The following is a 23,162-nucleotide window of genomic DNA, read 5'->3' as shown; positions in this document are numbered from 1 at the left end:
CCAGCTTGCTGGCGATGGTGTGTCAGTCAGAGTGGTATCGACTGACACACCATCGCCAGCAAGCTGGCTCCTACAGGGGGTAAGCGTTAGACGTGGAAGTAGCCTACGCAGCTGTCAAACGGCAGACGCTTGAGCTCGATCTTGTTCAGGTCCAGCACTTCACGCAGGGCCTTGGTTTCGCCCGGGAAGTTGCGGTAAGCGACTTCGTCCAGCACCACGATGGCGCCTTTTGGCATGTACGGCAGGAAGGTTTCCAGCGCGACTTTGGTCGATTCGTACAGGTCGGTGTCGAGGATCAGCATGGCCACGACCAGGTCCGGACGGGTCTTGACCCACTCCGGTACGGTCTTGACGATGTCGCCCTTGACCAGTTCGCAACGCGGGATGCGGTTGACCGGGCGCAGCAGGTCGTTGGCGTCGATCATGTCCTGGATCAACGACTGGTCAGTGTCGGCGAACATGGTCTCGTTGACGTCGGCCGGGTCTTCTTTCTTGTCGATGCTCTGGAAGCCTTCGAAGGTGTCGAAGCCCACGATCGAACGGTTGATCGCGTACGGTTCCAGGATCATCGACAAGTGCATGTACAGCATCAGCGAGTTGCCCTTGTACACGCCGCACTCGATGATCGCGCCCGGTACTTCAGCGACTTTCTTGAACAGTTCCATACGCGACAGTGCAGCGGTCACGCCGATGCGGTTGGCGAAGACGAACGGTGCGTCGGCCACGTACTCGGCATCGACCCGTTTCAGAACGTTGGTACGGGTTTCGTTGTACTGGGCCTCGGCAGGCGTGATGCGACGCTTGGTCATGCTTCGATTCCTTGGAAATTAGAAAAGTCGTGGGCGTGGAAATAGTCTTTGAAACCTGCGCCGACGTCAGGGCAGGCGCTGTCGACGTTGATCGCGCCGCGCTTGTGCTTGAGGTCGTCGAGGTGCATCAGGCGGAAATCCACGCTGAAGCGGGTTTGTTGCGTGTAGTTGGGCACCGTGCCGTGCAGGTGTGAGCCCGAGAAAACCAGCATCTCGGCGGTGTTGCCGGCGATGCGAATTTCGGACGCGGTGTTGATCGCTTCGGTGGGCACCGGGTGTTGGCGTGCCTCTTCCTTGACGTTGTCCTTGGCGCGTTGACGTTGTACGCCAATCCAGTCCGACAGGCTCCATTGCGCCGAGGTGTTTTTCACCGGGGCATCGAAGTAGGCCGGGTTGATCATCATGGTCTGGTCAGGCTGGATCGTGTAGACCGGCATCCAGGTATTGATCTGGCAATCTACGCCGCCGTACCAGGTATCGCGATGCGGCTTGTAGGCATAGCTGACGCCCGCATGCAGGTAGTCATAGTTGGGCACGACGCGGATGCGCGGTACGTCGAAGATGAATTCTTCGGGGGCGGCACCGATCTCTTCGGTGAAGCTGCGAATCAGTTCTTTGGCACGCAGGCTGTTGGTGAACTGGCCCTTGAGGCGCGTCACCAGTACGACGAATTCTTCCACCGGCATCAGCGTGTGCAGCGCCTGGTGGTTGGTCTCGCCGTCGAAGGCAGCGGTGATGCTTTCCTGGGCGAACGCGCACAGCTCTTTGGCGGCGCGCAGTTGTGTGTTCAGGAAGATGTCGCCGCCATAGATGGCTTCTTTGAAGTCAGCTTTGTGTTGAAGCTGATTGATGTACAGATTCACGGTTCCTCTCCTGAATACATCGAGTCTCTTAAGAGTCGGCCACACGTTAGCAAACTGAAGTGCAATCCGGTGGGCGGAGGACCAATAAAAGCGCAATCCCCTGAATTTGCGACGAAAAGCATTCCCCAGACGAAAAAAAATCCCCTGTAGGAGCGAGGCTTGCCCGCGAAGGCGGTGTGTCATTCAACAAATGTTGTCGACTGACACACCGCCTTCGCGGGCAAGCCTCGCTCCTACAGAGGGGAGTGTTGAAACTAGAAGATTTGGGTGAACAACCAGTACAAGCTACCCGACAGCACAATCGCCGCCGGCAAGGTCAACACCCACGCCATCAGCAGATTGCGGATGGTCTTCATCTGCAAGCCGCCGCCGTTGGCGACCATGGTCCCGGCCACCCCTGAAGACAACACGTGGGTGGTCGACACCGGCAATCCGAACATGTCCGCAGCACCGATGGTCAGCATGGCCACGGTTTCCGCCGAGGCGCCTTGCGCGTAAGTCAGGTGGGTCTTGCCGATCTTTTCGCCGACCGTCACCACGATGCGTTTCCAGCCGACCATGGTGCCCAGGCCCAGGGCAATCGCCACCGCGATCTTTACCCACAACGGAATAAACCGCGTCGAATTGTCGATCTGCTGCTTGAACAGTTGCAGCTTGCCGCTGGTGTCGGCGTCGAAGTTGCCGACCTTGTTCTTGTCCATCAGGCGAATGGTTTCGCTGGCCAGGTACATGTCGTTACGCACGTTACCCACGGCTTCGGCGGGCACTTTGGACAACGAGCCGTAACCCTTGACCTCGGCACCGATACGGCCGGTGAGCGCGGCGAGGGCCGGGATCAGTTGCGGCGCGGCCTCCTTGCTGCGCACGTAGTCGGACAACACCGCACGCGGGTCGGCCGGTGCCGGCAGCGGCGAATTTTTCACCAGCGCTTGCTGGGTGACTTCGGCGACGGCGGCGAACTGCAAGGCCTGATCGGCCGGCATGGTGCGGTTCAGCGCATAGGCCATGGGCAGCGTGCCGACCAGAATCAGCATGATCAGGCCCATGCCTTTCTGGCCATCGTTGGAACCGTGGGCAAACGACACACCGGTGCAGGTCACGATCAGCATGCCGCGAATCCACCACGGTGGCGGCGTGTTGCCTTTCGGCGCCTTGTACAACGCACGATTCTTGACGAAGGCGCGCAAGGCCAGCAGCAACAGCGCGGCAAAACCAAAGCCGACCAGCGGCGAGAGCAACAGCGCATAACCGATCTTGGTGGCCTGCGCCCAGTCCACGCCGCTGGTGCCATCGCGGCCATGCATCAGGGCATTGGCCACGCCGACGCCAATGATCGAACCGATCAGCGTGTGCGACGACGACGCCGGCAAGCCCAGCCACCAAGTGCCGAGGTTCCACAGAATCGCGGCGATCAGCAGGGCGAAAATCATCGCGAACCCGGCGGACGAACCGACTTGCAAAATCAGCTCTACCGGCAGCAGGGCGATGATGCCGAACGCCACCGCGCCGCTGGACAGCAACACCCCCAGGAAATTGAAGAACCCGGACCAGGCCACCGCGAAATTCGGCGGCATCGAGTTGGTGTAAATCACCGTGGCCACCGCGTTGGCGGTGTCGTGGAAACCGTTGACGAACTCAAAGCCCAGCGCGATCAGCAGCGCCACGCCCAGCAACAGAAACGGCGTCCAGGTGGTGACCACCGTGCCGAGTTCGCTCATGTCGTGCATCAGGCTGTACGCGGTGAACAGCAGTCCACTGGCCAGCACACCGAAGAAAATCACCAGGGTGAACAGGTTGGGTTTCTTGTCGAGCTGCGGTCTGGCACTGCTGGCGGGCGCCTGGGCAGCGGAAAAGGAAGGAGTAGCCATGCCGGACAATCCTGAGGAGGGAAGTGTGTCGGTCATGATCGTTGCTAAATATTACAGGGAGGCTGCGTTGGGTCAGTGTTTGGGTTTTTTGCCGATACCACCGATCCGAACTTGACACCGTCCCTGTAGGAGCGAGGCTTGCCCGCGAAGAACGATAACGCGGTGTATCAGGCATACCGCGGCGCCTCATTCGCGGGCAAGCCTCGCTCCTACAGGGGTGGTGGTTGCTTAATAATCCTCGCGTTTTTTGAATGCCCAGCGCCCTGCAATCACCGTAAACGTCGCGACCAAGGCCACCAGGATCCAGAACCCCTCCGGGTCCTGCGATAGCGGCACGCCCCCCACGTTCATGCCAAAAAAACCGGCAATGATGTTGATCGGCAACGCCAGCACCGTGACCACGGTCAAGGTGAACAGCGTGCGGTTGCTTTGCTCGTTGAGGTTGGCGGCAATCTCTTCCTGCAACAGCTTGATCCGCTCACCCAGCGCCGTGAGGTCGTTGATGATCAGCGCAAACTCCTCGGTGGATTTGCGCAGCTCCTTCACGTCTTCCTTCTGCAACCATTGCGGCGGGCGATTGAGCAGGCGCAGCAACGAGCCCGGCTCCAGCGCCAGCAGCCGTTGCAAGCGCACCAGCACCCGGCGATTGGCGCCCAGCTCTGCGCGGTTGGTCGACAGCCGCGAGGACAGCAATTCATCTTCGATCTGATCGACACTGAGGCTGGTCTTGCGCACGATCTGCGTCAGCACTTCGCCCTGGTCGCGCAGCAAATGCACGAGCAATTCCAGCGGCGAGCGAAAACGCTCACCGGCCTTCACCGAGGATCGCAACTTGTCCACCGAGTGCAGCGGTTGCAGGCGCGCGCTGATGATCAGCCGACTGCGCGCGCAGACCCACAGCGTCGACACATCCGAGGAGACCATGCTGCTGAGGTTGAACACCACGTCGTTGACCACCGCCAGCAACGCCGAATCGACATGCTCGATGCGCGTCGAACGCGAGCCTTCATGCAAGGCTTCGAAAAACTCGTCAGGCAATTCCAGATGACTTTTCATCCAGCGCTCGCACGCGGCATGAGCGAGGTTCAGGTGCAGCCAGAGAAATTCGTCGCTGTCGTCCGGTTGTTGCAGGGACCGCAACGCCATGGCCGAATCGATTTCCCGACCGCGTTCACCGGGACGAAAACTGAAACCGTACAGCAGACCGAACAGGTCCGGGTCGCGATGGCTTTGGTCGATGCTGTGGTTCATGAGGTCTCGCTGTGAGGAGGCGGCCTGTCGCGGGTTTCACAGGTTCACTTGAGCCGCATCATCGCAAGGCGTCTTGACAGTTTTGTGACAGCTTCGCGGAGCTGGCCAAGTGCCTTCTACCGGCGGTCGGAACCGCTCAAGAACGGCCCTGAAACGCCGATCTCGTAGGAGCCGGCTTGCTGGCGATAGCGTGCTGCCAGTCAATAGATTTCCCGACTGACCGGACGCTATCGCCAGCAAGCTGGCTCCTACAAAGAGCATGCGTTCGACGTTGTAGACAGGGAATGTCCGGATTATTTTCACGCCTCCCAAGGGCGTGCCTCATTCCTGTCACGAGTACCTTCCGATGTCTTTGCAAAAGTCCTTGAGAGCGCAAATTCTCGCCCTGTTGAGCGGCAGCCTGTTTGCGATGCTGTTGATCGCTCTGGCCTGTTTTCACTTTCTGTCGAATGGCGTTCAAAGCTACGCGAATCTCATTGACGGTCCGCTGCACACTTCGCAATTGATCGATGAAGCCAACCTGCAATTCAAGGTGCAGGTGCAGGAATGGAAAAACGTTCTGCTGCGTGGCAAGCAACCGGCAGACCTGGACAAATACTGGAAGCAATTCGAAGACCGTCAGCGCGAGGTGCAGGGCATCCTCGGCGAACTGGCCGGGCAGAAGGGCATCGAGCCGCAACTCAAGACCCGCATCGAACGCCTGCGTGACGAGCATCGTCAGTTGGGCGCGGCATACCAGAAGGGCCGCGATGCCTACGTGGCGGCCGGTGCCGATCCAACGGCGGGCGACACCGCGGTCAAGGGCGTGGACCGGGCGACCAGCGATCAGATGAGCGAACTGGTCAGCGAATTGCGCAAACAGGGCGTCGAGCAGTCGAAGCTGATCAGCGCCAGCGCCGATCGCACCGTGTTGCTGGGCATCATTGTGATGCTCGCTTCGGGCCTGTTGATCGGGCTGTTGAGCCTGTGGCTGGTCAATCGCAATCTGGTTGAACCGATCCGCAAATTGATCGACTACGTGGCGCAACTTGCCCAAGGCAAGTTTGCCGAACGCGTGGCCAGCACCCGTCAGGACGAGCTGGGCAAACTGGCGATCGCGGCCAATACGCTGCGTGATTTCCTCGCTGAAACCTTTAGCCGTTTGCAGGTCAGTGCCAAGGATCTGGACGGCGCCAGCAGTGAGTTGAATTCGATCGCCATCCTCATGGCCAGTGGTACCAACGAACAGTTCAACCGCACTGACCAAGTGGCCACGGCGATGAACGAAATGTCTGCCACCGCGCAAGAAGTCGCGCGCCACGCCGCCGATGCCGCACGTGCCGCCGACGATGCCGACCAGTCCGCCCAGCAGGGCGAAAAAGTCATGCAGGGCACCATCCACACCATCACTCGCATGCGCGGCGAAATCGCCAACACCGCCACGGTCATCCGCCAACTGGAAACTGACAGCGGCCGCATCGGCAAGGTGCTGGAAGTGATTCGCGGCATCGCCGAGCAAACCAACCTGCTGGCACTCAACGCCGCCATCGAAGCGGCGCGTGCCGGTGAGGCGGGGCGCGGTTTTGCCGTGGTGGCCGATGAAGTACGCAGCCTGGCCCAGCGCACGGCGGCGTCGATCATCGAGATCAACCAGATCATCCAGACCGTGCAAACCGGTGCGGTGGACGCGGCTCAGGCGATAGAAAGCGGCCAGTCGCGCAGCGAGGAAAGCGTTCAGCAAGTGACCGAGGCCGGCGCCATGCTGGAGCGCATCACGCATGCCGTGGAAGCGATTCGCGACATGAACCGCCAGATCGCCACCGCCGCCGAAGAGCAGACTTCGGTCGCCGAAGACATTTCGCGCAACCTTACCGAGATCACCAGCATCGCCAGTACCAACCTCGACAACGTGCAACGCACCGAAGCCGCCAGCCACAACCTGCACGGGTTGTCGGGGCGGCTGAACGAGGTGACGGCGCGCTTGAGCGCGTAACGGAAATGACTGTGTACCGGATTGCTTACCGAGTCGGTACACAGTCGATCTCAAGTCCGCTGACCCGATGTCGATGATGAGCGTATTCCCATCACCTCAATGGAAAACGCCATGGTTAGCATCTCGTCTGTTTCGATCATCCAGCCCGTCGCCACTGCTTCGGCCAACGCCACAGCAAGCACTGACGACACGTCTGTCACCGCCAGCGCCGAGGCGTCCAGCGACACCACCAAAGTGTCCGCCGGCGGCGCACCGGCAGCGAGTGGCGGCAGCTCCAGCAGCAGCGAAGAATCGGACTCGGTGAAAGCACTGCGCAAGCAGATCGCCGAGCTGCAAAAGCAATTGCAGGAACAACAGCAACAACTGCAAGCGGCCCAGGCCAAACAGGAAAGTGCAGACGCCAAGGCTGCCGATGTGGCGGCGGCTCAGTCGCAGATTGCGACGACCTCAGGTTCGTTGCAGACCGCAACGGCGGCGTTGTTGGCGGCGTTGCAGGAAGAAGGCAGCAGCACTGCGGGATCGATGGTCAGTACGTCGGCCTGATTCGAAAACACAAAAAAGCCGCACGATCCGAAAATCGTGCGGCTTTGTTGTGCGGGCATCAGTCGTCTTGCTTGTTCTTCAGGACTTCGCCGGTGGCGGCGTTCAAGTCCACGTCCCACTCAATGTTTTTGGCATCACGCAGTTCAACTTCGTACTCGTAGATGTTGGAGTGTTTGTCGAGGTCGCTGTCAGTGATCGTGGCGCCCGGGTGCAACTTCAGAACGATCTGGTTCAGCTCTTCCAGTGGCTTGATCTTGCCGTCTTTGACCAGCTGAGGGATCTGATCGACAGGAACATCAGCCGCCTGCGCCAGGCCAGCGGTGAGGGTCAGGGCGGCAGCGGTGAACAGGGCAGTCAAAGTCTTCATGAGGTTCTTTCCTTGGTGAGCTGTTTAAGTGGGGCCAGATTAACTGGGGCAACTTAATTCACCCTTAATTCCAGGAGCATCGCCGGCAAGCCGGCTCCTACAGGTCCGTGTCGTTCACAACTTTTATGAACGACTCAAACTTGTAGGAGCCGGCTTGCCGGCGATGGCGTCACCTCGGTTCTGGATCAATACCCGTTGTTCTGCAACAACTGCGCAACCGTACCCGCCGCCGGACGTTTGTAGAACTTCAACAACTCGCTGGCGCGGTTGGTGAAGATGCCATCAACCCCGGCGTCCATGACCTTCTGGTAATCCACCGCATCATCGATGGTGTAGACGTGCACCAGCAAACCCTGATCGTGGGTGTACTGGTTCATCCATGGTTTGACCAGGTCCGAGTAGCTCTGATCGCCACCCTTGGTCAGTGCGGCAGAAGGGCCGGTGCCGATCGCGCCTTGAGCCTTGGCGTACTCGACCCATTGCTGGAATTCGGCTTTGTCCTTCGGTTCCTGTTTGGCGTAGTACGTGGCTTTGTCCTTGTCACCGGACTCGGCGAACGTCACCTTGGACTTGGGCTCGATGCTGCCTTCGCCGACCCACAACAGCAGGATCTTCGGCACTTGCGGCATTTCCTTTTCCAGCAGTTCGAGGCTGCTCTTCTCGAAGGTTTGCAGCACCACCTTACCTTTGCCCTGGCCGACGGCGAGTTCGCTTTTCGCCAGTTTCGAACCGGCCGGACTCAGCCATCCGCGATCCTGCAATTTATCCTTGAGGTCACGCTCGAGGCCGGGGAATTGCTTCGGCTCCTTGGTTTCGATGTACAGGCCAGGCTTGTGCAGCGGATTGCCCTGGGCGATGTCGATGATTTCATCGAGGGTCAGGATTTTCAGGCCGGCAAAGGAAGGACGCGCACGATCCGGGTAAGCCGTGTTGAACCAGCTGCCGGCGTCGAGGGTTTTCAGCTCGGCGATGGTGAACGCATTGGCCGGGCTGCCCTTGCGCTCAGGGAACTTGCTGGCGACGTCGGTGGTGCGTTGCAGGTTGTTGTCGTGCAGGGCAAACAGCACGCCGTCCTTGCTGCGTTGCAGGTCGAGTTCCAGGTAATCGGCACCCAGGTCGCGCGCCAGTTTGTAGGCGGCGGCGGTGGATTCCGGTGCATCGAAGGACGCGCCACGGTGGGCAATCACCGCCGGGTGCGGAATGCCTGCATGGGTGGCCAGTGAAGTAGGGCTTGGCTCGCTGGCGGCCTGCGCCTGGCCGAGACCGAGCAGCATGCTCAGCAGCAGGGCGCTCTTGGTGAAAGTTACAGGCATGGTCGAGATCCTTTCGCAGAGTGTTTTCAAAGACGTCCCTTTTAACAACTGAGCGCCGCTTGCGCTATCGCGAGACCGACATAAACGTGTTTAAAGCGGATTTTTTCAGCACATTTGTGCGGTTCTTTGCAGTACTCTTGGCCCCGGCAGCTTCCCCGGCAGAGGGAACGCCCTTCATCTTGCCCTGTGTGTAAACCATCGATCACTTGTGTGAGGTTTATATGCGCATCACTTCCGAACTCATCTGCCAGGCCGCCGACCAACTCAAAGGCTTCGTCGGTCTCAATCGCAAAACCGGCCAATACATAGTGCGTTTCAGCGAAGACTCCTTCGGCATGGACGTGGCGGATGACGGCATCATTCCTGTGAGTGAATTCGTCTGGGCGTCGGGGCCGGAGCAGGTCATGACGCTGAAGCGCGAGTTGATTCAGTTGTTGCTGGACCAGAACATCGATGACCGGATCAACATTACCGAGCCGTTGCGGGTGTACATGAATCGGCGGGAAGTGCCGGAGATTTCGGCGGTGCGGAGTTTGGTGCGGGGCTGAGTTTTTCGGTGTTTGTGATGGCCTCATCGCGAGCAGGCTCGCTCCCACACTGGTTTTGTGTACGACACCTATCCCCTGTGGGAGTGAGCCTGCTCGCGATGAAGGCCTAAAGATCACTGCAACTGTTACTGCTTGAACTGATAGGCCCGCTCAACCCTGCACACCCGCGTACTGCACGCCGCATACCAGGTCGAGCGCCCACGCTCACGAATCGCGCTGTGCTCGGGATGATGTTTCCACGCCACAATCGCCGCTTCACTGGCCCAATAGGAAACCGTAATCCCGAGCCCATCCTCACCCCGTGCCGACTCCACACCGAGAAACCCCGGCTGCTCACGCGCCAGCTCAACCATGCGCTCGGCAGCCTCGGCGTAACCCTGATCGCCGTCGGTGCGCAGCGAAGTAAAAATCACCGCGTAGTAGGGCGGTTCCGGTGTCCGGGCAATCATGATTTTTGCCTCGCACACGCGTCGATCAATGCACTCACCAGCGGCGGCAGAATTCCTTTGAGCGCGGCACGTTCAGGTTGAAATAGCGTAGCGACAAAAAACGGATGCCCGCGTAATTCCACCGCTCGCAAATCCCCCGTCGAATCGTGTCCCACCGCGGATAATTCCTGGCTTAGCAAATCCCGCTCAAACTGCGGATTCACACCATAACGGCAGCGATAGCCTTCACGAATCTCCGAATTTTCGTACGCCTTGGCGATCAACGAACCTTCAACCAGATGAATGCTGTCGACGGCTTCCACTAGCGAGCAAGTCAGCGGCGTGAGCAACGCTCGCGTGGCATCGGGTGCTGTCTCGCCGTGCTCGGCATCTCCCCATCCCAGAACGTTGCGGGCGTATTCGAGTACCGCGTGCTGAAAACCGCCACATGTACCGAGGAAAGGTCGCTGTTGTTCGCGGGCAAAGCGAATCGCTCGCAGCGCACCGTCTTCATTGCGGTAAGGGCTGGCGGGCATGCACCAAAAGCCGTCGAAGTCTTGCAGCGACGAGTCGTCGTTGATGTCGTCGGTGGCCTGCCACTGGAACTGCACGTCCAGTCCGGCGTGTTCGGCAGCCATGCCGAGGGCAACGGGAATCGCCTGGTGGGCGGTGACTTGCGGGTCGTAATCGCCGATCAGGGCGATGCGGATGGCGCTGTTTTCCATGAGGGCTCTCGACGCTTGTTGATTCCTGGGGCCCACTATAGATTGGCGTTCACGCACTCAATATTGGCGTTATCCCAAGTGATCAATGCAGCGACGCACTATCGACTGGACTACCCCGACCTGTCCCTGATTCTCGCCCTCGTGCGCGGCGGCTCGCTGGCCCGGGCCTCGGCGCTGTTGAAGGTCGACGTTTCGACCGTGTTCCGCGCCGTGCGCCGACTGGAAGCCGCGCAGGGCCAGCAACTGTTCGAAAAAAGCCGCACCGGCTACTTGCCCACCAGTCTTGCGCAGACCTTGGCCGAACAGGCTGAGCGCGCCGAGCAAGCGCTGGAGGCTGCGCGCATCGGCGTGGAGCAGGGCGGTGAAGTCATCAGCGGCACCGTGCGCCTGACCTGCACCGATTCGGTTTTACAAGGTTTGTTGCTGCCGGCGCTGGCGCAGTTCATGCCCGGCTATCCGGCGCTGACGATCGAGTTGAGCACGTCCAACGACTTCGCCAATCTCAGCCGGCGGGACGCGGACATCGCCTTGCGCCTGACCCGGAATCCGCCGGAACACTTGGTGGGCCGATGTCTGGCGCAGGTGTCGTATCGCGTCTGTGCGAGCACGGCGTATCTGAAATCGGTCGATGCCGAAGACTTGGCCGCGCTGACATGGATCGCCCCGGACGACTTCCTCCCCGATCACCCCACCGTCGCGTGGCGTCGTCAGCAATTGCCCGGCGTCACACCGGGTTATCGTTGCAACAGCATGTTGTCGGTGACTGAGCTGGTGCGGGCCGGGCTCGGTGTCGCGGCATTGCCAGACTTTCTGATCGATGACGGGCTGCAACCGTTGAGTGAGCCGTTGCACGGTTACGACACCGCGCTGTGGTTGCTGACTCGCCCGGACTGTCGCGCCTTGCGTTCGGTGGTGACGTTGTTCGATGAGTTGGGGCGAGCGTTGAAATTGCTGTAATGCTTGTAGGCGCTTGATTCAGAGCTGGTAGCAGGCGAGGAACATGTCCAGCGCTGAGTCGACGACGGTGGCCTGCATTTCAGGCGACAGGCCGGGTAGCCCCATGGAAATCTGCGGCCAGAACGCAAAGGATTTGAGCATCCCTTGAATCTGTTGAGCGGCAAACTCCGGGTCGACCGGCTTCAATCGCCCATCGGCCTGAGCGGCGCGAATCCACACGGTCAGGCCTTCTTCGCGCTTGCCCATTCTCTCGACCATGTTCTGCGCGCGCTCGGGGGAGTGGATGGTGGCCGCGATGGCGACCCGCGCCAGGTCGAGAAAATTGTCATCGCCCAGCATCTGCAATTTCGCCATCAGCATGCGGCGCATCTGGTCGCGCAGCGGCAAGTCAGGGCGGTAGGCCGTTTCTTGTTCGGCCGTCACCCTGGCCCATAATTGATTGAGGATTTCGGCGAACAACTCTTCCTTGCTGGGGAAGTGGTTGTACACCGTGCGCTTCGACACGCCAGCGGTGGCGGCGATCTTGTCCATGCTGGTGATGTCGAAACCGTTGGCCCGGAATTCGGCAATCGCCGCTTGAATGATCGCTTCGCGTTTTCGGTCGGTCAGGCGCTGTGGAGCTGTCATAAGTACGCTTCGGCAGAAGAAATTAAGAATTACACTTGGCAGTTTACTTGTGATCAGCTTTGATGCAACCTAGAAACTACACTGTGCAGTGTAATGTTTCGTTAATCCTGCGCAGCCAAAAATAGAGTGTTCGGCTGATGCGTGCGTGCCTTGGCCATTTATCGTCCCACCGTAGAAACTGCACATGTGCGGTTTCCTGGAGTCATTCAGTCATGGCCAATTCCATTAACGTTTCTGCACCTGAAGCGTCCCGTCAGGCCGAAGGGCACTTCCGCAACCATGCACCCGTGCAACGAGAAGGCTTGCGCAAAATGGTGCGCATCATGTGGAACATGATCTTCCACAAACCGCGCAACACCCGACCGACGGCGGCCGTTCCGGTGCAACGCCTGACCCACGACGCGTTGATCGCCGCGCCCAACCACAGCGTCTATCGCCTCGGTCATTCCACGGTATTGCTGAAACTGCGGGACAAATTCTGGATCACCGACCCGGTCTTCGCCGAACGCGCTTCACCGGTGCAATGGGCCGGTCCGAAACGCTTTCACCAACCACCAATCAGCCTCGAAGAACTACCGCCGATTGAAGCGGTAATCCTGTCCCACGATCACTACGACCACCTTGATTATCAGGCCGTGCTCAAACTGGCGGACAAAACCAAATACTTCCTCACGCCGCTGGGCGTCGGCGACACCCTGATCAAGTGGGGCATCGACGCCAGCAAAGTGCGCCAACTCGACTGGTGGCAAGGCACCGAGGTCGACGGCATCCAATTCGTCGCGACCCCGTCACAACACTTTTCCGGCCGAGGCCTGTTCGATGGCAACAGCACGCTGTGGGCCTCGTGGGTGATGATCGACGCCGACACACGAATCTTCTTCAGCGGCGACAGCGGCTACTTCGACGGCTTCAAACGAATCGGCGAACAGTACGGCCCGTTCGACCTGACACTGATGGAAACCGGCGCCTACAACGTCGAGTGGCCGCATGTGCACATGCAACCCGAGCAAACCCTGCAAGCGCACATCGACCTGAAAGGCCGCTGGTTACTGCCGATTCACAACGGCACCTTCGATCTGTCGATGCACGCCTGGTTCGAACCGTTTGACCGGATACTGGCATTGGCCTGGGAGCGCAGTGTTTCGATTACCACGCCGCAGATGGGTGAGGCGTTTAATGTGATGTACCCGCAGCGGGGGAGTGCTTGGTGGTTGGGGATGGAAGGGGAGGTAGATCAGGTGACGGTTCAGAGCGCGTAGCATTCGGCTACGCGTCTTAGCTGAACACCACCTCAATTCGCCCCTCTTTTCTTGATCGGGGGGCTGACTTGACCACGATTTGTACATCTCGCCCAAGCAAGGAAAGGCACTCCATCATCTTGGCTTCACTGATACCGCGAAACTTTCCGCGCAGCATTTCAGAGAGCTTGGGTTGGGACAGACCTAAAATTTCAGACGCTTGAACCTGGGTCAAATGGCGCGCCTTGATGATCTCGCCAATCTTTGCGGCCAATTGGGATTTCACGCGCATTTCATTGGCGTTGGGTATCGAGAGATCCTGGTAGACGTTCCCGCTGCTTTCTTCGATTTCAATCATTACCTGATCCTTTTGCATGAACCGGATCCTGTAGGAGCCAGGCTTGCCGGCGAAGGCGTCCCTGAGAGCGCCTTCGCCGGCAAGCCTGGCTCCTACAAAAAACCACGGCTTTCGAATGTCACGCGTTTGCTGAGGATCTTGAGATATACCTATATGGGAATAATCGTCAATCGATGATTTCTCTCACTCAACCATCGCAAAATCCGCCCGCCCCACCGAATTCGACTCAGTCCCTCTAACACTCATCCCCCGCCCCGGCGCAAACCCCGGGAAAAACACCAACCCCTGCGACTCAAACCGATACGCCAGCGCCAGTCGATCAGCATCCGGCACCTCACGTTTGGCCTCAAATCGCTCAATCACATCAACCAAAACGCCAGACTCCCGAGACAGCTCATCAACGCTCCAACCCAACATCGCCCGGGCCTGGCCGCAATGGGTGGGGGTGAATTGGAAGAGGGCGATACGTTCCAGGGTGATTTTCATCGCATAAGAGGCCATGGCGTTCTCCGGGCTCGAGAGTGCTGATTCAAAATGTACTGTGTTTTTGTACAGTTGTTTTGCGCCCGGATCAAACTCATTTTTTGAATTCTGCTATTTCGCCCCTGCCAACCAGACGGACGGCGCCTGACCCAACACACGACGAAACATCGTCGAAAACGCCGCCGGGCTGTCATAACCGAAATCCAGCGCAATCCGCGTCACCGGCTCACCCACCGCCAATCGCGCCAGCGCCAGCACCACGCAGGCGCGCTGGCGCCACTGGCTGAAACTCAGGCCGGTCTGCTGGCGGAACAGCCGATTGAACGTGCGCAGACTGACGTGCATCTGATCCGCCCATTGCTGCGGCGATTGATGAACATCGGGCCGCTGCAAGAAGCCCTGGCACAACCCAAGCAGCCGCGCATCCACCGGCAGCGGAATGTGCAACGGCAAGTGAGCACTGCGCGCCAGCTCATGCAGCAGCAGCTCGATCAACGCCCCATCGCGCCCGGCCTCGTCGTACGTCAGCGGAACCTCCACCGCTTCCATCAGCAAATGCCGCATCAACGGCGAAACACTGATCACCTGACAACGCTCGCCCAAATCCACTGCACCCGGCTCGATGTACAAACTGCGAGTGCTCACCCCCAGCATCAACACCTCATGCGGCACCCCCGCCGGAATCCACACCGCCCGCTGCGGCGGCACCACCCAGTTGCCATCGTGCGTGCCGACCTGCATCACCCCGGTCGCGCCGTACAACAACTGCGCCCGTCGGTGTGTATGACTAGGCAACACATGCCCGTAGGAATAATCCGTACCGATCGCCACCACCGACCGTGGCGTGTCATCCAGCAAATTAATCGAAACATTGCGCATCAAGCGGCTTCCGGCAGTTGGCGTAAACGCAAACATTATTGGCTCACTTGCTGAAGCAGGCCAAGCCACATCGCTCTATCGTCGACCACTCTCAACCAACGGACGACGCGCAATGTTCTACCTCCTGCTGACACTCTTCGGCTGCATGACCGGCATCACCGCCGTGCTGTTCGGCTTCGGCGGCGGCTTCGTCGTCGTGCCATTGCTGTACCGCATGCTCATGGCCAGCCACGGTGCGGACGACCCCATCGGTCAATCGGCGATGCACATCGCCGTCGCCACCTCGACCTGCGTGATGATCGTCAACGCCTTGGTCGCCACCGGAAAACATCACCGCGCCGGTAATCTGATTCGCCATTACCTGTGGCCGTTGGGCGGGTTTATCGGGCTGGGCGCGGTGGGAGGAGCGGTGGCGGCGATGTGGGTGAGTGGCGAGGTAATTCGGTATGCGTTCATTGCCTACCTGGGCGTGACCATTGTGGATTGCCTGTTCAGACGCGGTTTTCTTACACACGCAGATAACGCAATCCCACGGCGATTGGGGAGGGCGGAAGTGTCCGGTGGCGGCGTAGGAATCGGCGCCATCGCCACGTTTCTCGGCGTAGGCGGCAGCGTCATGACCGTGCCATTGTTGCGTCGATGCGGGTTGAGCATGAGTCAGGCAACGTCGATGGCCAATCCGCTAAGCCTGCCCGTGGCGTTGGCCGGGACGGTGACTTACATGGCGATGGCGGGGTTTAGCGATTTTGATTTGGGAGCGTGGTTTGTCGGTTATGTGGATCTGTTGGCGTTTGCAGTTTTGACGATGGGATCGTTGGTGGGGATTCGATTGGCCACGCCGTGGATCGGGCGGATTCCGGATCGGACGCATGCGCGGGTGTACATCGGTTTGCTGATCGTGGTGATGCTCAGCATGTGCCTGAATTGAACACCGTCACTTCGCCTCCAACCCCGGCGCCTCGCGAATAATGAAGTGATCCAGGTTCTCGATATTCGCACTGAACACCCCGAACGTCTGCTCGGGGTTTTTCTTGCTCGGCACCTGCTTCAACTCCGGCGTCACGCCATAAAAGAAGCAATACAGCTCCGCTTCACTGTCGATGGCGTGCTTGATCTCTTCCAGAAACGCTTTGCGCTTGCGGTAGTTCTCGATCAACTTCTTGCTCAAGTAAACGTTGACCGAATAAGGCTTCTTCTTCGCCTCATCCGCTTGCTTGAACCAGACCTTCTGCTCGAAATCGATGCGAAAGCTCTGCGTGTAATCCTTGATCTCCTTGATCTTGCCCCAGTAAATCAGCCCCTTGTTGTCCGTCAGGTATTCGACCTTCTTGAAGAACGACCCATAAGGCGCCGTGTGCTCGCCAATCTTCAGCGGCACGCGCTTGAGCAACTCCTTGTCCTCGAAGTTCGACACAAAACACTCCACTGGGTGGGCGAAGATACTGGTCTTGTCCGGCGCTGATTCGTGGCTTTGGTGCTCGGTATCGCTGGGCGGTGTAAGAGGTTTCGGATCGTCCCGCGTTACATCCGCCGTCACCGCCGGGTTCGATGGCTTACGCACATACTGACGCCGAGTCAGCAACAATTCCGACGGGAAATGCTCCTCGCGACTGTCATCCGTTTCCGCACCGTCCGCGTCCACTCCGGACGCCGGCGTCTTGAGACTGACATAAGGACAATCCGCCACATGCCGGGTGCTGGGCGTGTTCTTGAAGTGCGGGGTGCGAACGTAATTCACGTTTTTGGCGTTGAATGTCGTCAACACGTTTGCCGCATCGAACGCCGCCCTGCATGCGTCGTTGGGGCATTGGAAATGTTCCTTGGCGGAATCGAAATCCATGGTCTCGTCGAAATTCAAATCGCGCACGTCATAGATCGACAACTTGTCGTCGAGACTGAGGCAGTAGGCGAGGTCGAATTTCATGGCGGGCTCGGGTCCTTGAGTGGGGAGGGTATTAATAGCGGGAGGCGAGGCGGGTTGCACCCACTCTTTTAAAGCACCACAAAATCAACAGCAACACACCGTCCCTGTAGGAGCGAAGCTTGCTCGCGAAAAACCCAAGAACACCACTGGGCATCTGGTCGTACGCGTTGTCGGTCACGAACTTCACGGGCAAGCTCGCTTTTTGACAAACGGTCAGCTCGACACCTTGCTTATAGAAAAACCCCGGCTTAGGCTAGCTTAGCTAACTCTATGGAGGTGCCATATGAATGAATTGGTGCAAGTAAACATGCACGAAGCAAAATCCCAACTCTCCCAACTTGCTGAGCGTGTATGGCATGGCGACAAAGTGGTAATCGCCAAGGCCGGCAAGCCATATCTCGACCTGCTTCCTCATGTCGAGACGCCCCGCGCGCGCAAGCCTGGACGGTTGAAGGGGAAGATTCGGATGTCTGCGGATTTTGACAAAACGACTGAAGACATCATTGATGGATTTGAGGGCAGCCTATGAGGCGCTTGCTGTTGGATACCCATGCGTTTCTGTGGTGGCTGTCCGATGATCCCTCACTGGGCGCAGATGCTCGACAGATGATTGGGGAGCCGCGTAATCAGGTCCTGGTGAGTGCCGCTTCGATCTGGGAGATATCGATCAAACAAGCCAAAGGAATGCTCGAGGCCCCAGAGGATCTTGAGGCGCTGGTTGAGGACGAGGGTTTCACCAAACTGCCGATTTCGCTGTTCCATGGACAGCAGGCGGGCAAGTTACCGGAGATTCATCGCGACCCGTTTGATCGGATGTTGATTGCACAGGCTCAGGCGGAAGGGCTGGAGTTGGTCACAGCGGACGGGATAATTCCCCAGTATGGTGTGCGGGTGGTTTCGGCACGGTTGTGAGGGGGAGGCAGAATACTGATGTTTTCAAACCCATCGCAGATCCCCCGTGGGAGCGAGCCTGAGTTTCATGGCGGGTTCGGGCCCTGAGTGCGAGCAGAACGTGGGGCGAATTGCACTGCCTGTTTTCAAAACACCGTAAACCCATCACACGTCAATTTTGACTGGTGGTTAAAAAAAGAATGAGATCGGATGGAAACGAAACCGAGCAGGCCTGTTCAATGGCTGTAATTTGCTCCTTCGTCAATTGGTAGTCATACACGTAGTCCTCTTGATCCTTCCAGCCCATCAATACCGCGAGTTCCTCGCTTTTGATCGCAAGCACTTTCTCATAAGAAGCAAAGTCGTCTCCCTCATTGATACCCATCACCGTGTGCTTCATGGCTCTACCGTCCTCGTTGGATCTGCAGGTTTTGTCTGATTGCCTGATGCGTGATCAAACTCGCCCAAGTGTTTTCCGCGTTTGTTGTATTTCTCCACTGCGCCGTGCTGGAAGTCCCATTCGTAAATCGTGCCTTTTTTATCCTTCCAACGAGGACGTAGGCCCCCGCCCTTCATGCGGGTTTTGCCTGGGGCCCATTTTGCATCCGGAAAGGCCGGCAAGGTATGTGGCTTCGGGTAGTAATGATGAGAAATACTGACAACGACATAGACCGGCCTTACCCCCGAATCAGCCGGAAACACAAGAATGAAATCCTTGTACTCCGGCGGATAAACCGGGTTCACGATAATGCTGTCAGCCGCTTTCGTTGGCGGGTAAACCCAGGTATGCGGCGCTTGCGGGGCAGCCTCCAGCGCCGGAATGCCCAGAATGTCCGAACCATCCACGGCCGGCGTCCAGATCAGTTCAATGCCGTCACCCAGGTCAGCCACCTGCTGGCTGCCACGCAATGTGAACTGCACGACATCAACCATTTCCCAATCGCGATTTTTGCCGGTGTAAAAACCATATCCCTTGAGGCTGCCGTCAGTCTGTTGCTCGACCCGCAGGCGAACGCGGGTACGGGCCTGTTTGAGCGCATGGAGTTGGTCGTCGGTGTAAAGCGAGCTGTCGCCCAGACTCGATGGTGTGAACAGCGCAACAAGGCCAACCAGCGTTGCTGTTACGGCGCTCGCCGCGACCACGGGTGCAGCGGCGAATGCCGAGCCGGCCAAGGCGAGGGAGCCCAGACCAGCGGGAATCGCAGTGCCACTGATCTTCTTCAGTGGCACTGCGCCTGATTCATCCGATTCGCGAGCACCCAGCAGAATCAGGTCACCGTAGTCTTTCAGGCTATCGGTCGGCACCATCCCTGAGGGATTCGAGTAATCGATGATGGCGTCCGGCAGCTTGCAGGACTTGGCGAAGACACATCCAGCTTGAATGGGTCTTTGCTTTTCCGCTATGACCTGACGGCTGCGTTCGAAGGCGTCTTGCCTGGCCAGCATGGCCTCGTAGGCTGTTTGTCTGGCGTCCCGTTCGGCCAATTCGGTGGCATTCATATAGCGGTAGGTGACGTGATGCCCATCACCGGAGGGTGGATTCTTAACCCGCGGAATGTCTTTGTTGCCAGCCACTGATCATCCTTTCGTTCGTCCATCGGCAGCCCCGTAAAAGGGGCTGCGCGACGTTAACGAACGTGGCTAATCGTGGCTGTAGGACGGATCCTGAATGACTCTAAGCGTTTTCTCTTTTTATCGGAGTTGAAGCGCAATCCTTAGAACTCGGCGCCTTTGTGCGCGTAAGTTCTCCAGGCCCAATCACTCAAACTCCAACCGCTTCACCTTCTGAAACAGTGAAGCAGTGAACTCATCCCGATCACTCGAATGGTGACAACGGCGATGACAGTTCGGACACAGCGCCACGGCATTACTCGGGCGATCCGAACCTTCCTGCGCCAAATGCTTAACGTGATGAACCTCAAGAAACGGCCTGCCGTCCTTCTCAAACGGCGCCGGTTTTCCGCAACCCTCGCAGATACCATTGGCCTCTTTCCGCACCCAGGCTCTTACCTCTGGATCGCGTACAAAAGAGTTGCCCGAGCTCGACACTTGTTGTGGTTTCAAAATCCCCTTCGGCTCGCCTTTGAACGGTTGCTTCTCAAGTTTGGCTGCACGTTGTTCTAGCATTGCCTCATCGGCGGTCGGGGCAAAATCTTCCGGCGTTAACGTACTCGGCGCGTTCAGCGCTTCACGAATGCTGCGCGCAACATTCGCGCCGACGTTCTTGGCCGGTTTGTATCCCTGAATGCGATCTCGTTCGAGTTCGACCAACACGGTAGAGATGTTCTGCATCCGAAACTCAACCGAACTTTTGGTGCGACCCGCTAAAGCACCTTCGCGCAGGAGCCGATTCTCGTGTGCTTTATTGACCTTCTGACCGCTTTGCTCGCGTGACAGCATGCTGAGATAGGCGTCGACCGCAGCCTGAATCTCCGCATCACTCCAATCGCTGTTGCTCTTTTCCGTGTCCATACAATCGCCGAGGGCTGAAAACCCTCGGACGATACTGATTGGCCATCATGAATGTCTACGAAAATTCCTACAGAAAATGCCGACGCTTCTTTCAGTTGGTCCTACAAAGGCTAACCGACTGAATGCTTTGATAATTGAAACACCTCCAAAACCTTCCGCCACCAAGGCTTAACCGCTGGTACGCGCCGGCGTGTGCGGCCTAGCAACAGATAAGGCATATCCCGCAGCCGAATCCAGCCTTCATCCTGCCAATGCAACAGACTCAACGACATCTCAGGCCAGTCCAACAAACTCAACATCGGTCGATCCGCGTTTTTCGATTGCCCCGCATCGCGTAAGGCCGGAACCACTTGATGGGTTAACCACTCACGCAATAACCGATTCCCCGGCGCGTAGTGATACACCAACAACGCATACGCACCGGACTCACTGAGCATCAACCGCTTTTCTGGTTGGCCGTTGTAGTCAATCAACAACGTATGTCGCTGATCCTCGTCAAGTTTGCTGACCACACGATCACTCAGATGGAAGCCCATTAAGCGACCGAGATCGCGGGCGCAGAACCATGGCTGGTTTTCCAGGAGGAGGGCGTGGAGGGGGAGGTTGTGGCGGGTGAATACCGTTGGGATGAATTGATCAAGCATGACCGGTCTCCGAGGCGGAGGGACGGAGTGGAATCGTTATAGGCATATCCATTACCTCTACGTATGAAGTTTAAGAAGGCCAGAACCCGACGTAGAGGATCTAAAAATCCCAACGAGCTGATTTTCTCAAACACAAATTACGCATAGATCGCTGATTAGCTTGCGTACAGTGTTTGGGAACTAGCTTCTACGTTGGGCGTTTCTTAGGCACCTGCGAATACACTATGTAAAAAAGGTAAGAAAGGTCAATTAGTAAAGTTTCCTAGTTTTTCGTAGGAGAAAACTCACGTTTACGTCGTTAATTAAACGTGATTTTAGGTTTGGGTGTGGCGCACAGTGGAGTGTGCGCCAAAAAGGTTGGCTGATTAATTAGCCCATCCCCATTTCAGGCGATCATAAAGCACAACAAGTTTTCGGAAGCTACTTGCATAGCTGGAATTTTGATAGTCTATTTTTTCTATGTTTTCTACCAAGAAATTTTTTAGGATATCGAGATCTATCTTGTCTTTAGATAGAAATGGTATGTATGCCGCAGCATTTTCTGGCGTGCAGTCATGGATGATCTCCTCGATTGTAAGGTGCCGATATTTTCTGAAAAATGCAGCTGTATAGTTTTTGGAGCGAAACTCCTGTATGTCTCGGTTTACCCACTTGTCTAAACATAAATTGGATTTTTCATACTGCTCTTTGCTCGTTATTCCATAGCGAGTAAGATAGCGAAATACGGGTATGTTTTTTGTGTTTCGTCCGGCATTTTTTATTACTTGCTGAAGAATTGCAATTGGATCAAATTCGCGGTCTTCATGCAGTGTGTCAAGTATTAGGTCTTTAGACTCTAATGCGGCATAGCCTACCTCGCCAATTCCCTGATGTGGTTGGCTCGCTACGCCCACGCCAACTAGAAACTCTATATCTTCCTTTTTGTCTATATCATCTATGTCTACAACACATATTTTCTTCTCAGGCTCGGCAGACTTTACTAATTCATAGAGTTGTTCTTTGCAGTAGCGCAGTACTCGGGCAGGGATTTTTCTCTTTGTGGCGTCTATTGCCTCATACACTGGAGAGAAGTCGTTAGTCTTCACTAGCACTAGAGGGATCTGAACTCCATCGATGGTTAGGTAAGTATCTGAAATATTGGGGCTTTCTCCTTCGGCGAGACGCTGGACAAAAATCAGGTTTTTCCTAAGTTGCTCTATGTTGTCTTTCCCGATGCAAAGGGAAATGGAGCGTAACAGGCTGCTAATATTTTCGTCTGAAATCGAATACCCGAGAAAAACAATCGGGTGTTCAACAAAAAGAGTAATTAGTTTTGCTGCTAGGTATGCATTCTTATCGTGAAATTCTTGATAGTCAGTGTCTGTGAGTACTAACGAGTTGGGCGCCGATGAACAGCCATGAATTTTATATATCTCACCGATTTCCTGAGGGTTAGAAAATAGTAGTTCTTTTTGGCCGATATATGTTTTGTAGTCAGGGAATATTTGTTCAAGAAATAGGTCCCAGTTTGTTGTGATGACTCCATCAACGTTGAGTCTTGAAAGTATTTCAACTTCGGCTGCGAATTCCGAGTTTTTGGCTTTCGTTTGATCCAGCGTAGAGAGATAGTTGCATATCTCTATTCGTAGTGCCGAAGTTTTGTTTGTTATTTTTCCTTTATGCCTCTCAACGCTAGACTTGTACTCTTCGGCTTCCCACCAGTACTTGTTAAAGTCTTCGGCTAAAAGCTCTGCAACTTTCGGGTACTGTCCATTGGCGCTGGCGAGGTAGTACTCAAATGGCTTACCGTTTTGGCAAAATCGCTCAAGTAGACCACGCCAATCTTCCAGTCCAAGGTATCTTCTCGAAAAACCTGAGCCGACGAACAGGAAGGGGCCTGCTGGTCTAGATTTAAAAATAGCTATAAGTTGGTCTTTTATGCTCATCTCTTATCCTTGTAGACTTTTTAGAGTTGCTTGGCTTTGAAGTTAGACAAAAAAAACCCCGTTTTCACGGGGTTTTT

26 protein-coding genes are annotated in these 23,162 nt (G+C 56.9%); 8 read left to right on the top strand and 18 right to left on the bottom strand.

Annotation, left to right across the window (positions count from 1 at the left end; genetic code table 11):
• Positions 1-86: 86 nt before the first annotated feature.
• From J4E42_RS13525 to J4E42_RS13510, 4 genes are all read right to left on the bottom strand, one after another.
• On the bottom strand, positions 87-809 hold the full coding sequence (locus J4E42_RS13525; protein WP_056725897.1) for a TylF/MycF/NovP-related O-methyltransferase: 723 nt from the start codon (positions 807-809) through the stop codon (positions 87-89).
• Entirely contained in the window at positions 806-1,672 is an 867-nt protein-coding gene (locus J4E42_RS13520) for a hypothetical protein (protein ID WP_008038531.1), read from the bottom strand. Before J4E42_RS13520 ends, J4E42_RS13525 begins: the two co-directional genes overlap by 4 nt.
• 254 nt (positions 1,673-1,926) lie before the next feature.
• Positions 1,927-3,540 (bottom strand): inorganic phosphate transporter, encoded by a 1,614-nt coding sequence (locus J4E42_RS13515; protein ID WP_207285432.1) that lies wholly within the window; start codon positions 3,538-3,540, stop codon positions 1,927-1,929.
• 228 nt (positions 3,541-3,768) lie between these two features.
• Positions 3,769-4,791, bottom strand: a complete 1,023-nt coding sequence (locus J4E42_RS13510; protein ID WP_008032555.1) for a transporter — start codon at positions 4,789-4,791, stop codon at positions 3,769-3,771.
• Positions 4,792-5,137: 346 nt separating this feature from the next.
• Here J4E42_RS13510 and J4E42_RS13505 point away from each other — a divergent pair, with 346 nt between their 5' ends.
• Positions 5,138-6,763, top strand: a complete 1,626-nt coding sequence (locus J4E42_RS13505) for a methyl-accepting chemotaxis protein (protein WP_207285431.1) — start codon at positions 5,138-5,140, stop codon at positions 6,761-6,763.
• A gap of 111 nt (positions 6,764-6,874) precedes the next feature.
• The gene (locus tag J4E42_RS13500; protein ID WP_207285430.1) at positions 6,875-7,306 is read left to right on the top strand and encodes a hypothetical protein; all 432 of its coding nucleotides are present in this window, start codon (positions 6,875-6,877) and stop codon (positions 7,304-7,306) included.
• A 58-nt stretch (positions 7,307-7,364) separates the two neighbouring features.
• On the opposite strand, the gene J4E42_RS13495 is transcribed toward J4E42_RS13500, so the two are convergent.
• The gene (locus J4E42_RS13495) at positions 7,365-7,673 is read right to left on the bottom strand and encodes a PepSY domain-containing protein (RefSeq protein WP_207285429.1); all 309 of its coding nucleotides are present in this window, start codon (positions 7,671-7,673) and stop codon (positions 7,365-7,367) included.
• Positions 7,674-7,858: 185 nt separating this feature from the next.
• On the bottom strand, positions 7,859-8,986 hold the full coding sequence (locus J4E42_RS13490) for a glycerophosphodiester phosphodiesterase (protein WP_207285428.1): 1,128 nt from the start codon (positions 8,984-8,986) through the stop codon (positions 7,859-7,861).
• A gap of 221 nt (positions 8,987-9,207) precedes the next feature.
• Between J4E42_RS13490 and J4E42_RS13485 the strand changes: the two genes are divergently transcribed.
• The gene (locus J4E42_RS13485; RefSeq protein WP_008032544.1) at positions 9,208-9,534 is read left to right on the top strand and encodes a DUF2025 family protein; all 327 of its coding nucleotides are present in this window, start codon (positions 9,208-9,210) and stop codon (positions 9,532-9,534) included.
• Positions 9,535-9,659: 125 nt separating this feature from the next.
• On the opposite strand, the gene J4E42_RS13480 is transcribed toward J4E42_RS13485, so the two are convergent.
• Positions 9,660-9,983 (bottom strand): antibiotic biosynthesis monooxygenase, encoded by a 324-nt coding sequence (locus J4E42_RS13480; RefSeq protein WP_207285427.1) that lies wholly within the window; start codon positions 9,981-9,983, stop codon positions 9,660-9,662.
• On the bottom strand, positions 9,980-10,687 hold the full coding sequence (locus J4E42_RS13475; protein ID WP_207285426.1) for a CTP synthase: 708 nt from the start codon (positions 10,685-10,687) through the stop codon (positions 9,980-9,982). Before J4E42_RS13475 ends, J4E42_RS13480 begins: the two co-directional genes overlap by 4 nt.
• 15 nt (positions 10,688-10,702) lie before the next feature.
• On the opposite strand from J4E42_RS13475, the gene J4E42_RS13470 reads away from it, so the two are divergent.
• The gene (locus J4E42_RS13470; protein WP_207285425.1) at positions 10,703-11,644 is read left to right on the top strand and encodes a LysR family transcriptional regulator; all 942 of its coding nucleotides are present in this window, start codon (positions 10,703-10,705) and stop codon (positions 11,642-11,644) included.
• Positions 11,645-11,662: 18 nt separating this feature from the next.
• Here the strand turns inward: J4E42_RS13470 and J4E42_RS13465 are convergent, their stop codons facing one another.
• The gene (locus J4E42_RS13465) at positions 11,663-12,271 is read right to left on the bottom strand and encodes a TetR/AcrR family transcriptional regulator (RefSeq protein WP_207285424.1); all 609 of its coding nucleotides are present in this window, start codon (positions 12,269-12,271) and stop codon (positions 11,663-11,665) included.
• Positions 12,272-12,483: 212 nt separating this feature from the next.
• Between J4E42_RS13465 and J4E42_RS13460 the strand changes: the two genes are divergently transcribed.
• The gene (locus J4E42_RS13460) at positions 12,484-13,530 is read left to right on the top strand and encodes an MBL fold metallo-hydrolase (protein WP_207285423.1); all 1,047 of its coding nucleotides are present in this window, start codon (positions 12,484-12,486) and stop codon (positions 13,528-13,530) included.
• 16 nt (positions 13,531-13,546) lie between these two features.
• On the opposite strand, the gene J4E42_RS13455 is transcribed toward J4E42_RS13460, so the two are convergent.
• The 3 genes from J4E42_RS13455 to J4E42_RS13445 form a co-directional block, all read right to left on the bottom strand.
• Positions 13,547-13,867 carry a helix-turn-helix domain-containing protein gene (locus J4E42_RS13455; RefSeq protein ID WP_207285470.1) on the bottom strand — a complete coding sequence of 107 codons (321 nt, stop codon included), beginning with the start codon at positions 13,865-13,867 and terminating at the stop codon, positions 13,547-13,549.
• 183 nt (positions 13,868-14,050) lie between these two features.
• Complete coding sequence (locus tag J4E42_RS13450) at positions 14,051-14,368, bottom strand: XRE family transcriptional regulator (RefSeq protein WP_207285422.1); 318 nt, start codon at positions 14,366-14,368, stop codon at positions 14,051-14,053.
• A gap of 93 nt (positions 14,369-14,461) precedes the next feature.
• On the bottom strand, positions 14,462-15,229 hold the full coding sequence (locus J4E42_RS13445; protein ID WP_207285421.1) for a helix-turn-helix domain-containing protein: 768 nt from the start codon (positions 15,227-15,229) through the stop codon (positions 14,462-14,464).
• A 112-nt stretch (positions 15,230-15,341) separates the two neighbouring features.
• On the opposite strand from J4E42_RS13445, the gene J4E42_RS13440 reads away from it, so the two are divergent.
• Positions 15,342-16,157: a sulfite exporter TauE/SafE family protein gene (locus J4E42_RS13440; RefSeq protein ID WP_207285420.1), complete on the top strand. Its 816-nt coding sequence runs from the start codon at positions 15,342-15,344 to the stop codon at positions 16,155-16,157.
• A 6-nt stretch (positions 16,158-16,163) separates the two neighbouring features.
• On the opposite strand, the gene J4E42_RS13435 is transcribed toward J4E42_RS13440, so the two are convergent.
• Positions 16,164-17,153, bottom strand: coding sequence for a hypothetical protein (locus tag J4E42_RS13435; RefSeq protein WP_207285419.1), 990 nt, complete (start codon positions 17,151-17,153; stop codon positions 16,164-16,166).
• Positions 17,154-17,436: 283 nt separating this feature from the next.
• On the opposite strand from J4E42_RS13435, the gene J4E42_RS13430 reads away from it, so the two are divergent.
• Positions 17,437-17,682: a type II toxin-antitoxin system Phd/YefM family antitoxin gene (locus tag J4E42_RS13430; protein ID WP_207285418.1), complete on the top strand. Its 246-nt coding sequence runs from the start codon at positions 17,437-17,439 to the stop codon at positions 17,680-17,682.
• An 11-nt stretch (positions 17,683-17,693) separates the two neighbouring features.
• Positions 17,694-18,065 (top strand): type II toxin-antitoxin system VapC family toxin, encoded by a 372-nt coding sequence (locus J4E42_RS13425; protein ID WP_259331681.1) that lies wholly within the window; start codon positions 17,694-17,696, stop codon positions 18,063-18,065.
• Between the two features lie 151 nt (positions 18,066-18,216).
• On the opposite strand, the gene J4E42_RS13420 is transcribed toward J4E42_RS13425, so the two are convergent.
• From J4E42_RS13420 to J4E42_RS13400, 5 genes are all read right to left on the bottom strand, one after another.
• Positions 18,217-18,444, bottom strand: coding sequence for a hypothetical protein (locus J4E42_RS13420; RefSeq protein ID WP_207285416.1), 228 nt, complete (start codon positions 18,442-18,444; stop codon positions 18,217-18,219).
• Positions 18,441-19,619 (bottom strand): colicin E3/pyocin S6 family cytotoxin, encoded by a 1,179-nt coding sequence (locus J4E42_RS13415; RefSeq protein ID WP_207285415.1) that lies wholly within the window; start codon positions 19,617-19,619, stop codon positions 18,441-18,443. Before J4E42_RS13415 ends, J4E42_RS13420 begins: the two co-directional genes overlap by 4 nt.
• 183 nt (positions 19,620-19,802) lie before the next feature.
• On the bottom strand, positions 19,803-20,516 hold the full coding sequence (locus J4E42_RS13410) for an HNH endonuclease signature motif containing protein (RefSeq protein WP_207285414.1): 714 nt from the start codon (positions 20,514-20,516) through the stop codon (positions 19,803-19,805).
• A 110-nt stretch (positions 20,517-20,626) separates the two neighbouring features.
• Entirely contained in the window at positions 20,627-21,160 is a 534-nt protein-coding gene (locus J4E42_RS13405; RefSeq protein ID WP_207285413.1) for a Bro-N domain-containing protein, read from the bottom strand.
• Positions 21,161-21,525: 365 nt separating this feature from the next.
• Positions 21,526-23,085 (bottom strand): SIR2 family protein, encoded by a 1,560-nt coding sequence (locus J4E42_RS13400; protein WP_207285412.1) that lies wholly within the window; start codon positions 23,083-23,085, stop codon positions 21,526-21,528.
• Positions 23,086-23,162: the final 77 nt, after the last annotated feature.

Source organism: Pseudomonas sp. FW300-N2A2 (genome assembly GCF_017351735.1).
GTDB lineage: Bacteria > Pseudomonadota > Gammaproteobacteria > Pseudomonadales > Pseudomonadaceae > Aquipseudomonas > Aquipseudomonas migulae.
This window is presented reverse-complemented; position numbering and strand designations above follow the sequence as displayed.